This is a genomic window from Sphingomonas psychrotolerans (assembly GCF_002796605.1).
GTDB lineage: Bacteria > Pseudomonadota > Alphaproteobacteria > Sphingomonadales > Sphingomonadaceae > Sphingomonas > Sphingomonas psychrotolerans.
The window spans coordinates 3,263,662-3,277,068 of the sequence record NZ_CP024923.1 but is presented as its reverse complement, the minus strand read 5'-3'; the positions used below and the strand labels follow the sequence as shown (position 1 = coordinate 3,277,068).

Here is a 13,407-nt window from a genome sequence, read left to right as displayed (position 1 = left end):
TCGAAATGCCGGTCGCAATAGCGCCCGGCCGGCGCGGGGGTTTGCCCTGGAGCCCCCGCGTCCTTATCTTCCCGAGCAAATGACCTTTCTCAACAGATTCTCGCCGCTCGTGGCCTATCGCGACCTGCGTTTCTTCCTCGCGGCGCGCAAGCGCCACGAGCTCGGCTTCATGGCGCTCTCGCTCGCGTTGACGCTGCTGATCCTCTGGGCGTTCGTGAAGGATTCGCATTTCGAGAAGGCGTACGAACGCAATATCATCTATGTCGAACAGTGGCCGATCACGCGCACCGACGAACAGATCCGCGCGCAGCAGAAGATCGATCAGGCCAAGAAACACATCCAGCAGGCCGAGCTGAAGAAGCGGCGCGAGGCCAAGAAGGCCGAGTTCAAGCGACTCGACGACAAGCTCGAATCGTGGGGTTTCTGAGCGACGCGCGCTGGATAAGCGCGGCGCTGGCGCTTTCGGAACGCACGCGGGGGCGCACTGCTCCCAATCCGAATGTCGGCTGCGTGCTGGTGAAGGACGGTCGCGTCGTCGGACGCGGCTGGACCCAGCCCGGCGGTCGCCCGCATGCCGAAGCGATGGCATTGGCGGAAGCCGGCGAAAAGTCGCGCGGCGCGACTTGCTACGTCACTTTGGAGCCGTGCGGGCATGTCTCGCCGCGCGGTCCTGCCTGTGCCGAGCTGCTGGTCGCTGCCGGCGTTGCCCGGGTGGTGATCGCGCTCGGGGATCCTGATCCGCGCACCAATGGTCAGGGCGTCGCGAAGCTACGCGGTGCCGGGCTCGTGGTGATCGAGCGCGTCGCGGAAGATGCCGCCCGCGCGGCGATGGCCGGCTTTCTGACGCGGCAGGTACGGGGCCGCCCCTTCGTCACGCTCAAGCTCGCCACGTCGCTCGACGGCCGCATCGCCTTGCCCTCAGGCGAGAGCCGCTGGATCACCGGACCCGAGGCGCGCGCCCACGCGCATCTCGAACGCGCCCGGCACGAGGCGATCCTCGTCGGCCGCCGCACGTGGGAAGTCGATCGACCTCGCCTCGACGTTCGATTGCCAAGCCTCGAAGGGCGCGCGCCGCGCCGCCTCGTGCTTTCGTCCACGGGAGACCTCACCCGTCCGTCGGATATCGCCAGCCTCGAGGGCGTCGACCATCTCCTTGTCGAGGGCGGTGCCGAAACCGCGGCCGGATTCCTGCGCGAAGGTCTCGTCGATCGCCTGCTGCTCTATCGCGCGCCGATCCTGATCGGCAGCGGCAAAGCCGCGCTCGGCGATATCGGTCTCACCGATCTGCCCGCCGCGCATGGCCGCTGGCGGTTGATCGATACGCGCACGCTTGGCAGCGACCGGCTCGAAGTCTACGCGAGCAACTGATGTTCACGGGAATCGTCACCGATATCGGCACCGTAGCCGCCGCCACGCAGCAGGGCGACATGCGCGTCGAGGTCTCCACCCATTATGACGTCGACACGATCGATCTCGGCGCGTCGATCTCCTGCTCCGGCGTATGCCTGACAGTGGTCGACAAGGCGCCTGGCCGCGTCGCGTTCGACGTTTCGGCCGAAACCGTCTCGCGCACCGCCGCAGATATGTGGACCCAGGGGCGTCGGCTCAACCTCGAACGCGCGCTCAAGCTGGGCGACGAGCTGGGCGGGCATATCGTCACCGGCCATGTCGACGGGATCGGGACCGTTTCCGAATGGCGCGAGGAAGGCGGCTCGCACCGGTTGACGATCGCCGCCGACAAGGAACTCGGCCCCTATGTGGCCGCCAAGGGCTCGCTCACCGTCGACGGCGTCTCGCTCACCGTGAATTCGGTGGAAGACACGCCTGCGGGCGTAAATCTCATGCTCAACATCATTCCCCATACCGCCGCCGTCACTACATTCGGAGCATTGCAACCCGGGCAGGCGGTCAACCTCGAGATCGACGTGCTTGCCCGTTATCTCCAGCGCATGGAGTCGCTTCGTGGCAAAGCCTGAACTCGCCCTTCTCAAGCACGGTTTCCTGTCCTCGCCCGAGGAACTGATCGACGAGGCCCGCAACGGCCGGATGTTCATCCTGGTCGACGACGAGGATCGCGAGAATGAAGGCGACCTCATCATCCCCGCCCAGATGGCGACTCCCGACGCGATCAACTTCATGGCGCGGTTCGGCCGCGGGCTGATCTGCCTCGCGCTCACCAAGGAACGCGTCGACCAGCTTGGCCTCGACTTGATGTCGCGCAACAACGGCACCCGCCACGAGACGGCGTTCACGATCTCGATCGAGGCGAAGGAAGGCGTCACCACCGGCATCTCCGCCGCCGACCGCGCCCGCACCGTATCGGTGGCGATCGATGCGTCGAAGGGCGCCGAGGCGCTCGTCTCGCCCGGTCACGTCTTTCCGCTCGTCGCGCGCGACGGCGGCGTACTGGTCCGCACCGGGCACACCGAAGCCGCGGTCGACGTCGCCCGGCTGGCCGGGCTCAATCCCTCCGGCGTGATCTGCGAGATCATGAAGGATGACGGGACGATGGCGCGGCTCGACGATCTCGTCGCCTTCGCGCAGTTCCATAACCTCAAGATCGGCACGATCCGCGATCTGATCGCCTATCGCCGCCGGCACGACCATCTCGTCGAAAAGCGTGCCGAGGCGCGGTTCACCAGCGAATGGGGCGGCGAATGGACTGCGCTCACTTTCTGGAACAAGGCAACCGAGAGCGAGCAGGTCGCCCTCGTCAAGGGCAAGATCGATCCGGCCAGGCCCACCTTGGTGCGGATGCATGCGATGTCGCCGTTCAGCGACCTCTTCGGCGAAGGCGGCTGTCGTGGCGGGCTGCTCCGGCGCTCGATGGAGATCATCGGCGAAGAGGGCGCCGGGGTGGTCGTGGTGATCAACAAGCCGCGCCCCGACCAGTTCAGCGTCGCGCTCCAGGCCAGGGCCGGGACGCTCGAGCCCAAGGACATGGACGAATTGCGCGATTACGGCGTCGGCGCGACGATCCTCACCGAACTCGGCGTGCAGGACATGATCCTCCTCACCAATACCCACCACACGCTCATCGGGCTCGACGGCTATGGCCTGTCGATCGTCGGCGAGCGCGCAATCGATACGGATGTTTGATGGCCCGCATTCTCATCGTCGAAGCCCGTTTCTATGCGGAGCTCAACGACATGCTGCTCGACGGCGCGCGCACGGCGCTGCAGGAGGCGGGGCATGACTATGAGATCGTCACAGTGCCCGGCGCGCTCGAAATACCCGGCGCAGTCGCGCTTGCGGTCGAGACGGGGCAGTACGACGCCTATGTCGCGCTCGGCGTGGTGATCCGCGGCGAAACCTATCATTTCGAGATCGTCGCCGGCGAAAGCGCCCGCGGGCTGATGGCGCTGGCGCTCGACGGCGTGCCGATCGGCAACGGCATCCTCACAGTCGAGAATGAAGAGCAGGCGTTGGTCCGCGCCGATCGCGAGCAGAAGGACAAGGGCGGCGAGGCTGCCAAGGCGGCGCTGGCGATGCTCGCGCTCAAGAGCCGGTTCGGCTGACGCATGCAGGTGCCGCCCCCCCGCTACAAAGTGGTGGAGCGCGGGCGCCGGCTGGAAGTGATCGACACGCGAACGGGGAAGTCGGCTTCTTCTCAAATTCCCCTCCCGCCCGCGGATGGGGTCAGGGGAGGGGCTATTGGAGCCGCCCCCCGCGATCTGACAGGCCTTCCGACTCCTCCGGCAAGCGGGAGGGGAGCGAAAGCGGATGGAGCAGGGATCGATTCGGGCGTGTTCGTCACGAAGCGCTGGTTCGACGACAAGGCCCCGCGCACGATCCGGATGAATTATGCGAACCGCGCGCGCCTGCTCAACCTGCGCTGGGTCGCGGCGGGCGCCATCGCATTGCTCGTCGTGCTGAGCTTCTGGTTCTGGCCGCTGGCGATCATGCTCGTTGCCGCGCTGGCGTTCGGCCCGAAGCTGCGCATGCAGCTCCGGGCCGCCAGTACCGGCTGGCTCGACGGGCTCGATCAGGCCGCCTGAGAGGCATCCCAGCGCGGATAGTCGGTATAGCCCTCGGCCCCGCCGATATAGAACAAATCCTCGCGCTGCGGATTGAGCGGCAGCTTCTTCGCCAGCCGATCCGGCAGATCGGGATTGGCGAGGAAGGTCCGGCCATAAGCGATCGCATCGGCCTCGCCCGAATCGAGCGCCGCTTGTGCGTCGTCGGCATGGTAATCGGCGTTGAGCGCCAGCGGACCCTTGAACACCTTGCGCATCACAGGATGGACCGGCGGATGATCGGGCACGCCGCGCGTACCATCCGGGCGCGGCTCGCGCATCTCGAGGAAGGCAATGCCGATCTCGTCGAGCTTCGCCGCCGCCGCTTCGAACAAAGGATGTGGATTGCTGTCGTTGACGCCCTGCACTTCACCATTGGGTGAGAGCCGCACGCCGGTGCGGTCGCCGCCGACGGTATCGACCACACGCCGCGTCACCCGGTCGAGCAGCCGGATGCGATTGTCGATCGACCCGCCATATTCGTCGTCGCGGAAGTTCGAATTGTCGCGCAGGAACGAATCGATCAGATAGCCATTGGCGGCGTGGATCTGCACGCCGTCGAACCCGGCGCGGATCGCGTTTCTCGCGGCGTTCTCGTAATCGTCGAGGAGCCCGGGGATCTCGTCGGTGCGCAGCGGCCGGGCCTCGGCATAAGGCCGCTTGATCTCGCCGCTATCCTCGGCCGGATAAGTGCGCACGCTGCCCGGGGCGGTGTTTGCCGATGCCGACACCGGCGCCTCGCCGCCGAGAAAGTCCGGATGGACCAGCCGGCCCATATGCCAGAGCTGCGCGACGATCCGGCCGCCGGCGTCGTGCACCGCGGCGACCACCGGCTTCCATGCCTCGACCTGCTCCTCGGTCCACAGCCCGGGCGCATAGGCCCAGCCGAGCCCCTGCTGGCTGATTCCGGTCGCTTCCGAGATGATCAGTCCGGCCCCGGCGCGTTGCGCATAATAGTCCGCCATGATCGGTGTCGGCACATGCGCGCGGGTCGCACGGCCGCGGGTGAGCGGCGCCATCAGGATGCGGTTCGGCAAATGGATCGCGCCGAACTGGATGGGATCGAACAGGCTGGGCATTGGAAAGAAGTACCTTACTGACTTGTGACCTCCTGCAGATAGGACGCTACAGGGCGCTATGCAGGACGTCCGCTCCCCAAGGAAAACTTGTGCCGTCAGAAGCCATGCGGCGACGGCGCTGATCGCTTTGGTGGTCGCCAATATCGCGCTCGCTTCGGGAGCGCTGTTCGTGCGCCTGACCGATGTCGGTCCCGTTGCCGCAGGTTTCTGGCGGCTCGGCATCGCGACTCCTTTGCTCTTCGCCGCCGCGGTGGCGATGGGCAATCGGCCGGTCCGGTCCTCCCGTGGCTTGTGGGGCGTGCTGACTATCGCCGGCCTCGCTTTTGCCGCCGATCTCGCGAGCTGGCATCTCGGCATCGTCCGCACCACTTTGGCCAACGCCACGCTATTGGGTAATTCGGCGACTCTGCTGTTCCCGATCTACGGCTTCATCGCTGCCAGGATGTGGCCCTCGCGCCTGCAGGGACTGGCGCTGGCGCTCGCCGCGATCGGCGGGGGATTGCTGCTCGGGCGCTCGGCGAGCCTTTCTTCCGAGCATCTCGCCGGCGACCTGTTCTGCCTGTTCGCCGGCCTGCTTTATGCGATCTATTTCATTCTGATGGCGCGGGCACGCGAGCGGCTGGCACCTGTCCCCGCGCTCGCTTTGTCGTCGCTAGCGACGATCCCGCCGCTGCTGATTCTCGCGCTCGCGCTCGGCGAGCAAGTGATGCCGGGCAATTGGTGGCCGCTGATCGCGTTGGCGGTGGTCAGCCAGCTGATCGGTCAGGGCTGCATGATCTATGCGCTGGGCCACCTGACTCCGCTCGTGATCGGGATCGCGCTGTTGATCCAGCCGGTGGTCGGAGCGGCGTTCGGCTGGGCGCTTTTCGACGAGCGCCTCGCGGCGGCGGACATGTTCGGCGCGGTGCTGGTCGCGGCGGCACTCGTTCTGGTGCGGCAGAGCGGCGCGGGAGAGCGCGCCCGGGCACAAGCGCTTGCGCCCGGCGCCGGGGAGCCTAAATCGACATGATGGACCTTGCAGACGCAACGCTCGACGAACTGCGCGACGCGCTCGCGCCGGCGATCGCCGCCAACGCCGCCTTTGATGGCTGGAACAATGCCGCCCTCGATGCCGCCGCCGATAGCCTCGGCGTGGATCATGACGTCGCGCGGCTTGCCTTTTCCGCCGGGTCGGTCGCGATGATCGACGCCTGGTTCGCCAGCGTCGATCGGGCGATGGCTGCGCGTTTCACGCCCGATGCGCTCGCCGCGATGAAGATCCGCGCGCGGATTACGGCGCTGGTCGAGACGCGGCTCGAGATACTGGCCGCCAATCGCGAGGCGTTGCGCCGCGCGATCGCGGTCCTTGCCATGCCGCAAAATGCCGTGCGCGCCGCAAAGCTCGGCTGGCGCTCGGCCGACATCATGTGGCGGCTCGCCGGCGACACCGCGACCGATTACAATCACTATACCAAGCGCGCGCTGCTCGGCGCGATCTATGCGGCAACGATTGCGGTGTTCCTGCAGGACGACGGCCAGGACCATGCCGAGACCCGCGCATTCCTTGCCCGCCGGATCGAGGGCATCATGAAGTTCGAAAAGGCCAAGGCCGGCTTCCTCGCCCGCACCGCCAATCGGCCCAGCCTGTCGCGCTTCATCGGGCGGCTGCGCTACCCGGTGGTCTGAACTCCGGCACATCCCCTATAGCACTTCCCGCAGGTTATTGATAATGACTCGCAGCATGAACGTCGCCGCTGCGATTCCCCAGCCTGTCCGGCTCGCCACCTTGCCTCGTCTGGAGCCCGGAACGGTCTCGGCGGTCGATTGGCATCTGCTTTCCGAACCTGAGGGGCGCCGCCTACGTGAACTGGGCCTCGACGAGGGCGTCGAAGTCGAGTTGCTCCATCGTTCGAGCTTTCTCGGCCGCGGGCCCGTCGCCTGCCGGATCGGCCGCATGACCGTGGCGCTGCGCCGCCACGTCGCCGCCGCGATTCACGTGCTCCCGAACCCCGCATCATGAATCAGGCACCGTTGGTTGCGCTGGTCGGCAACCCCAATGCCGGCAAGAGCGCCTTGTTCAATGCATTGACCGGGGCGCGGCAGAAGGTCGGCAATTATCCCGGCGTCACCGTCGAGCGCCACGCCGGGCGCATGGCGCTGCCCGATGGCCGTCCGATCGAATTGCTCGATCTGCCCGGCGCCTATAGCCTCGATCCCTCTTCGCCTGACGAGCAAGTGACTCGCGACGTACTGGTCGGTCGCCAGGCGGGCGAAAGGCTGCCCGACGCGATTATCACTGTGATCGACGCCTCGAACCTCGATAATCACCTGCGCTTCACGCTCCAGTTGATCGCGCTCGGCCTGCCGATCGTCGTGGCGCTCAACATGGTCGATCTCGCCGAGCGCGACGGCCTCGTGCTCGATGCCGAAGCCCTTGAGCGCGAACTCGGTGTTCCGGTGATCCCGACGGTCGCGGTGCGCAAGCGCGGGATCGAAGCGCTCAAGGAGCGGCTCGGCGAAGTGGTTCGCACCGTTCATGCGGTGCGCCCAGGCGCCGGCGTCCAGCACGACATCGTCGTGCTCCAGCGCCGCGCCCGCCAGATCGCCACTGCGGTGACCATCTCCGAGACCGCTGCACGCCGCTGGACGCACCGGCTCGACGCGGTGGCGCTGCATCCGGTTGCGGGGACCATATTGCTGCTCGGCATCCTGTTCGTGATGTTCCAGGCGGTGTTCGCCTGGGCGACTCCGCCTGCCGATGCGATCGATGCAGGCTTTTCGTGGCTCCAGGGCACGATCAAGGACAATATGGCCGATGGGCCACTGCGCTCGTTGCTCACCGATGGGGTGATCGCCGGCGTCGGCGCGGTGGTGGTGTTCCTGCCGCAGATCCTGATCCTGTTCGCCTTCATTCTCGTGCTCGAGGCGACCGGCTATATGGTCCGTGCCGCCTTTCTGATGGATCGAGTGATGGCGAGCGTCGGCCTGTCGGGCCGCGCTTTCATTCCCTTGCTGTCGAGCTTCGCCTGCGCGGTCCCCGGCATCATGGCGACGCGTACCATCTCGGACGAGAAGGACCGGCTGACGACGATCCTGATCGCGCCGCTGATGACCTGCTCGGCGCGGCTGCCGGTCTATACGATCATCATCAGCGCGCTGATTCCGAACAATGCAGTGCTTCCCGGGATCGGATTGCAGGGCCTCGTATTGTTCGCCCTCTATGTGATGGGCATCGCCGGCGCGTTCGGCGCGGCGTTGCTGCTCCGCCACACCGTCACCAAGGGCGCGACTTCGGGCTTCATGATGGAGATGCCGAAATATCAAATGCCCCGGCTGCGCGATGTGCTGCTCGGCCTGTGGCAGCGCGCCGAGATATTCCTCAAGCGCGCCGGCACGATCATCCTGCTGACCACGATCGTGCTTTGGGCGCTGCTGAGCTTCCCCAAGCCGCCCGCGGGCAGCAATATCTCGCCGGTCGATTATTCGATCGCCGGGCGCATCGGCAACGGGCTGCAGACGGTGGTGGCGCCGATCGGCTTCAACCGCGACATCGCGCTGGCGCTGATCCCGGCAATGGCCGCGCGCGAAGTCGCGGTCGCCGCGATCGGTACGGTCTATGCGATCGACGATCCGGAGGGCGATGCCGGACAGGAAGCGATCCGCGCCAATCTCCGAAAGAACTGGACCCTGCCCACTGCGCTCGCCTTCCTGATGTGGTTCGTGTTCGCGCCGCAATGCATTTCGACGATCGCCGTGACCCGGCGCGAAACCAACGGGTGGAAATGGCCCGCCTTCATGGTCGGCTATCTGTTCGTGCTGGCTTATGTCGCGGCTGGGATAACCTATTGGAGCGCGGTCGCGCTGGGGCTCTAACATCAGGGCTTGCAATGTAGGATTTCGCCTGCTTGGCTGGCGCGGTCGGCGTTGGCGACAGTGAAGCAATGTGCTCGCGCCCGAGCAATTATGTTACGTGATGAATCGCGTTTCCGTGAACCGAGTCAATTTAAGCACTAATCGCGTTTCGAATCGTCGAGCGTTTTCGCGATCCGCGCCTTCTCGGCGGCGTCGGCGGCCTTTTCCGATTTGGTTCGGCCGAAACGTACGCGATTTTCCTGTGCACGGATCGGCTTCTCGGCCTGTGCCTTGGCCTTGCGTGCCTTGTTCAGGTTGATGATCTCAGCCATATCGTCGGTTCACGGATTTACAGATTTCGGAGCGAGTTTCCATGGCCGGCAGCGTCAACAAGGTCATTCTGGTCGGCAATCTCGGGCGCGATCCCGAATCGCGGTCGTTCCAGAATGGCGGCAAGGTGGTCGAGCTCCGCATCGCCACGTCCGAAAGCTGGAAGGACCGCAACTCGGGCGAGCGCAAGGAAAAGACTGAGTGGCACACGGTCAAGGTCTTCAACGAAGGCCTCGCCAACGTCGCCGAGAAGTATCTGCGCAAGGGCAGCAAGGTCTATATCGAAGGCGCGCTGACCACCCGGAAGTGGCAGGATCCCCAAGGCAATGACCGCTATTCGACCGAAGTGGTGCTCCAGGGCTTCAATTCGGTGCTGACCATGCTCGACGGCGCACCGGGGCAGGGCGGCGGCGCGGGCCGCAGCAGCAGCGGCGGCGGCGGCGGCGAGGATTGGGGCGCCGGCGGCGGCGACGAATTCTCGGGCCAGTCGTCGAGCCGCGGCACTAGCGCAGGGGGTAGTGGCGGCAACTTCAACGGCGGCGGCCAGAAGAGCGGCGGCGGTAATTTCGGCGGCGGCTTCCCCGACGATCTCGACGACGACGTGCCGTTCTGAGCAACCTCGTGGCGTCCACATCGTTGCGCCTTCGAAGGGGATGACGATGCGACACCTGATTGCGAGTTCCGCGCTCCTCCTCGCAGCCTGTGGCGGCGGCGGTTCGTCGGAGACGACGAGCGATCCGACCGGGCAAAACGTCGCCGCGGCGGCAGCCAACGGGACGTCGGCGGCGATCGCGGCGGCGGTCGATTGCTCTAACAAGCCCGATTTCGTGCCGGTCTATGAAGGCGCGCAGGTCACCACTTGCGTGTCGAGCGCCGACGGGACGCCGCGCCATGTCAGCGGCACGATCGTCTATCTGGTGAAGGCGGAGCCGGCCAAGGTGCTCGGCTGGTCGCGCGCGCAGGCCAATGCCTCGGGGCTCGGCCACCGGCTGTCGACCCCGACCATGTATTCGGCCGGCGAGGATTCGAAGCGCAGCCTGCTGATCGTGGTCGAGGCGATGAACGGTGGCACCCGCGCCACCGTCAACTGGGGCAGCGGAGTCTAGCCTTCGACGATCTCCGCCACGCCGAATTTGCCGGCCTGATAGTCGGCGAACGCCTGCCGGATCTCCTCGGCGCTGTTCATCACGAACGGTCCATGCGCGACGATCGGCTCGTCGATCGGATCGGCATGGCCAAACACGAACAGTGCCGGCCCGGTGGCGGTGATCGTCACGCTTTCGCCCTCGCCGAGCTGGGCGAGATGAAATTGCGGCACCTCTCGTCCCGCCACGTCGATGCTGCCACGCGCCGCATAGAGGAACACGTCGCGGCCGCGCAGACCGTCGAAGGTCACGCTGGCGCCCGGCTGCGCCTCGACCCAGCTCAGGAACACGCCGGTCAGCGACTCGATCGCGCCCCGGCGGCCCTGCCATTCGCCCGAGACGAGGTGCACCGTCGCGCCCTCTGCCTCGATTGCAGGAATGCCGTCCGCCTGCACCCCGACATAGCGCGGCGTGGTCATCTTGAGCCGCGCCGGTAAGTTCAGCCAGAGCTGGAGGATCTCCATCGGCCCGCCGTCACGTTTGAAGCCCTCGGGCGAAACCTCGGCATGGATGATCCCGCGCCCGGCAGTCATCCACTGGACTCCGCCGGCGCGGATGATGCTCTCATGCCCCGCCGAATCGGTGTGCGCGAGTTCGCCGTCGAGGATGAAGGTTACTGTCTCGAAGCCGCGATGCGGATGCGGGCCGAAGGGCAGGCCGCGATTGCCTGGCGGGTAATTCTGCGGCCCGTGGTGATTGAGAAACAGGAATGCGCCGACATTGTCGACACCGGGCCCTGGCACCGGGCGCCGCGTCACCAGATCGCCGATATCGTCGCGCCGGGCGGGATGGACCGAAGTGACGCTGCGGCTCATCGGTCCTTCCGCAGCAGGAATACGGCATGCTCGGCGAACAGATTGGCGAAGCCCGAACCCGTGTGCTGATCCCCCGACAGAAACCAGCATTCCTCGACCGTAATCTCGCGCGCTTTCACCAGCGCGCGGAAATCGTCGACCGTCACGTGGTGGATGTTGGGCGTCGCGTACCAGGCGATCGGCAGCAGCCGCGTCACCGGCATCCGCCCGCCGAACAGCAGCGACGTACGCGCCCGCCAATGCGCGAAATTGGGGAAGGAGACGAAGGCGCGCCGACCTATGCGCAGCAATTGATCGAGCACCCAATCGGGCCGCCGCGTCGTCTGCAGCGTCTGGCTGAGGATGGCGTAGTCGAAGCTGGCGTCAGGATAATCGGCGAGGTCGCTGTCGGCGTCGCCCTGCACCACCGACAGGCCCCGCGCCATCGCCGCGGAGACATCGGCGGGATCGAGCTCGAGTCCGCGCGCATCGCAGCCGCGCTGGTCGCGCAGCGCCGCCATCAGCGCGCCGTCGCCGCAGCCGACGTCGAGCACCCGGGTCACCGGCTGGACGTTGGCGGCGATGATCGCGAGATCGGGGCGCAGGCTCATCGCGTGTAGATATCTGGAATGTCGCGGACCATCAGCCGGTCGGGGTGCGGGTATGCTTCCCAGCCGAGCTTGGCGTAAAGCGGCTGCATGTCGCGGGTGAACAGCGCCCAGCGGCGCAGCCCCTGCAATTCGGGGTGATCTTCAAGCGCCTCGAGCATCTGTTCGGCGAGCCCGCGGCCGCGATGTCCCTCGAGCACGAACACGTCGGCGAGATAGGCGAAGGTCGCACGATCGGTGATGACGCGCGCAAATCCTACCTGCGCTTGGTCGTCATACGCGCCGACGCAGAGCGAATTCGCGACTGCCTTCTCCACGATTTCGCGCGGGATACCCTCAGCCCAATATGAGCGCACCAGATAGCCATGGATGACGTCGAGCTGCTGATCTTCGGGATCGAACGATATGCGGTAGTTCATTGACGATCTCCCGCGCCGAGGAAGCCCGCGATCACCCGGTCGAGCTCGGGGTTTTCGAGGAGGAAGGCATCGTGCCCGAACGGCGATTTGAGCTCGACAAAGCTCACCGGGGCACCCGCAGCGTTGAGCGCGTGGACGATCGTGCGCGATTCGCCAGTGGGGTAGAGCCAGTCGGTGTCGAAGCTGACGAGGCAGAAGCGCGTGTCGCCGGTGAAGGCATTGGCGAGCGTGCCGCCATGCTCCTCGGCGAGGTCGAAATAGTCGAGCGCGCGCGTGATGTAGAGGTAGGAATTGGCGTCGAACCGGTCGACGAAGCTCAGGCCCTGGTGCCGCAGATAGCTCTCGACTTGGAAATCGGCGTCGAACCCGAAGGTCTTGGCTCCATCCGGTTTTTCAGGGCGGCTCTGGAGTTTCCTGCCGAATTTGGCGGTGAGTCCGGCTTCGGAAAGATAGGTGATGTGCGCCGCCATCCGCGCCACCGCGAGCCCCGAGGCAGGAGGATCGTTGTCGGCATAATAGTCGCCGCCGCGCCAGCGATGATCGGCCATGATCGCCTGTCGCCCGACTTCGTGGAAGGCGATGTTCTGCGCCGAGTGCCGCGCCGCGCTGGCGATCACCACTGCCGAAGCGACGCGTTCGGGGAAAGTCGCCGCCCAGCTCAGCGCCTGCATCCCCCCCATCGATCCGCCGACCACGGCGAACAGCTGCGCGATGCCGAGATGATCGAGCAGTATCGCCTGGGCGCGGACCATGTCGCGGATGGTGATCACCGGAAAGCCCATCGCCCAGGGCTTGCCGGTGGCGGGGTTGACGCTCGCCGGCCCCGACGAACCGAGGCAGCTGCCGAGCACATTGGCGCAGACGACGAAATAGCGGTTCGTGTCGATCGGCTTGCCGGGGCCTACCATCCGCGCCCACCAACCCGGCTTGCCGGTCACCGGATGCTCGGAGGCGACATGATGGTCGCCGGTCAGCGCATGGCAGACGAGGATCGCGTTGCCCGCATCGGGCGCCAGCGTGCCGTAGGTCTCATAGGCGATGTCGACCGGCGACAGCAGCACGCCGCCGTCGAGCCTGAGCGGCCCGGGCAGCGTCGCGGTACGGCTCAGGCCAAAACGCGGATCGTCAAACATGAGGGTTCGGTTAGGGGGTGCAGCGCGAGGTGGCAACAATGCACCGCGAGGC

18 protein-coding genes are annotated in these 13,407 nt (G+C 66.1%); 12 read left to right on the top strand and 6 right to left on the bottom strand.

The annotated features are described in order from the left end of the window. Positions 1–79 precede the first annotated feature (79 nt). From CVN68_RS14730 to CVN68_RS24035, 6 genes are all read left to right on the top strand, one after another. Positions 80–427 (top strand): hypothetical protein, encoded by a 348-nt coding sequence (locus CVN68_RS14730; RefSeq protein ID WP_100282869.1) that lies wholly within the window; start codon positions 80–82, stop codon positions 425–427. Continuing rightward, positions 424–1,368 carry a bifunctional diaminohydroxyphosphoribosylaminopyrimidine deaminase/5-amino-6-(5-phosphoribosylamino)uracil reductase RibD gene (gene ribD, locus CVN68_RS14725; RefSeq protein WP_407695551.1) on the top strand — a complete coding sequence of 315 codons (945 nt, stop codon included), beginning with the start codon at positions 424–426 and terminating at the stop codon, positions 1,366–1,368. The genes CVN68_RS14730 and ribD overlap by 4 nt, the downstream gene beginning before the upstream one ends. Next, a complete protein-coding gene (locus CVN68_RS14720) occupies positions 1,368–1,976 on the top strand; it encodes a riboflavin synthase (protein WP_100282868.1) in 609 nt (202 codons plus the stop codon). Before ribD ends, CVN68_RS14720 begins: the two co-directional genes overlap by 1 nt. Further along, positions 1,963–3,099, top strand: coding sequence for a 3,4-dihydroxy-2-butanone-4-phosphate synthase (ribB, locus tag CVN68_RS14715; RefSeq protein ID WP_100282867.1), 1,137 nt, complete (start codon positions 1,963–1,965; stop codon positions 3,097–3,099). Before CVN68_RS14720 ends, ribB begins: the two co-directional genes overlap by 14 nt. Then, positions 3,099–3,518, top strand: coding sequence for a 6,7-dimethyl-8-ribityllumazine synthase (gene ribH, locus CVN68_RS14710; protein ID WP_100282866.1), 420 nt, complete (start codon positions 3,099–3,101; stop codon positions 3,516–3,518). Before ribB ends, ribH begins: the two co-directional genes overlap by 1 nt. 228 nt (positions 3,519–3,746) lie before the next feature. Further along, the gene (locus CVN68_RS24035; protein ID WP_233503368.1) at positions 3,747–3,998 is read left to right on the top strand and encodes a hypothetical protein; all 252 of its coding nucleotides are present in this window, start codon (positions 3,747–3,749) and stop codon (positions 3,996–3,998) included. Here CVN68_RS24035 and CVN68_RS14700 read toward each other — a convergent pair. Continuing rightward, the gene (locus CVN68_RS14700; RefSeq protein WP_100282865.1) at positions 3,986–5,095 is read right to left on the bottom strand and encodes an alkene reductase; all 1,110 of its coding nucleotides are present in this window, start codon (positions 5,093–5,095) and stop codon (positions 3,986–3,988) included. The genes CVN68_RS24035 and CVN68_RS14700 overlap by 13 nt on opposite strands. Positions 5,096–5,153: 58 nt before the next feature. Here CVN68_RS14700 and CVN68_RS14695 point away from each other — a divergent pair, with 58 nt between their 5' ends. From CVN68_RS14695 to feoB, 4 genes are read left to right on the top strand one after another with little or no spacing between them, the layout of a single operon-like run. Then, positions 5,154–6,104 (top strand): DMT family transporter, encoded by a 951-nt coding sequence (locus CVN68_RS14695; protein WP_100282864.1) that lies wholly within the window; start codon positions 5,154–5,156, stop codon positions 6,102–6,104. Continuing rightward, positions 6,104–6,760, top strand: coding sequence for a COQ9 family protein (locus CVN68_RS14690; protein ID WP_100282863.1), 657 nt, complete (start codon positions 6,104–6,106; stop codon positions 6,758–6,760). The genes CVN68_RS14695 and CVN68_RS14690 overlap by 1 nt, the downstream gene beginning before the upstream one ends. Positions 6,761–6,815: 55 nt before the next feature. Continuing rightward, entirely contained in the window at positions 6,816–7,094 is a 279-nt protein-coding gene (locus tag CVN68_RS14685) for a FeoA family protein (protein ID WP_100282862.1), read from the top strand. Further along, entirely contained in the window at positions 7,091–8,947 is a 1,857-nt protein-coding gene (feoB, locus tag CVN68_RS14680) for a ferrous iron transport protein B (RefSeq protein ID WP_100282861.1), read from the top strand. Before CVN68_RS14685 ends, feoB begins: the two co-directional genes overlap by 4 nt. 137 nt (positions 8,948–9,084) lie before the next feature. Here the strand turns inward: feoB and CVN68_RS14675 are convergent, their stop codons facing one another. Further along, on the bottom strand, positions 9,085–9,258 hold the full coding sequence (locus CVN68_RS14675) for a DUF4169 family protein (RefSeq protein ID WP_100282860.1): 174 nt from the start codon (positions 9,256–9,258) through the stop codon (positions 9,085–9,087). Positions 9,259–9,299: 41 nt separating this feature from the next. On the opposite strand from CVN68_RS14675, the gene ssb reads away from it, so the two are divergent. Next, complete coding sequence (gene ssb, locus CVN68_RS14670) at positions 9,300–9,869, top strand: single-stranded DNA-binding protein (RefSeq protein WP_100282859.1); 570 nt, start codon at positions 9,300–9,302, stop codon at positions 9,867–9,869. Between the two features lie 46 nt (positions 9,870–9,915). Then, positions 9,916–10,362: a hypothetical protein gene (locus CVN68_RS14665; RefSeq protein WP_233503367.1), complete on the top strand. Its 447-nt coding sequence runs from the start codon at positions 9,916–9,918 to the stop codon at positions 10,360–10,362. Here CVN68_RS14665 and CVN68_RS14660 read toward each other — a convergent pair. From CVN68_RS14660 to metX, 4 genes are read right to left on the bottom strand one after another with little or no spacing between them, the layout of a single operon-like run. Beyond that, a complete protein-coding gene (locus CVN68_RS14660) occupies positions 10,359–11,216 on the bottom strand; it encodes a pirin family protein (RefSeq protein WP_100282857.1) in 858 nt (285 codons plus the stop codon). The two genes, CVN68_RS14665 and CVN68_RS14660, sit on opposite strands and share 4 nt — an antisense overlap. Beyond that, positions 11,213–11,806 (bottom strand): methionine biosynthesis protein MetW, encoded by a 594-nt coding sequence (gene metW / locus CVN68_RS14655; protein WP_100282856.1) that lies wholly within the window; start codon positions 11,804–11,806, stop codon positions 11,213–11,215. The genes CVN68_RS14660 and metW overlap by 4 nt, the downstream gene beginning before the upstream one ends. Continuing rightward, positions 11,803–12,222: a GNAT family N-acetyltransferase gene (locus CVN68_RS14650; RefSeq protein ID WP_100282855.1), complete on the bottom strand. Its 420-nt coding sequence runs from the start codon at positions 12,220–12,222 to the stop codon at positions 11,803–11,805. The genes metW and CVN68_RS14650 overlap by 4 nt, the downstream gene beginning before the upstream one ends. Beyond that, positions 12,219–13,355 (bottom strand): homoserine O-acetyltransferase MetX, encoded by a 1,137-nt coding sequence (gene metX / locus CVN68_RS14645; protein WP_100282854.1) that lies wholly within the window; start codon positions 13,353–13,355, stop codon positions 12,219–12,221. The genes CVN68_RS14650 and metX overlap by 4 nt, the downstream gene beginning before the upstream one ends. Positions 13,356–13,407: the final 52 nt, after the last annotated feature.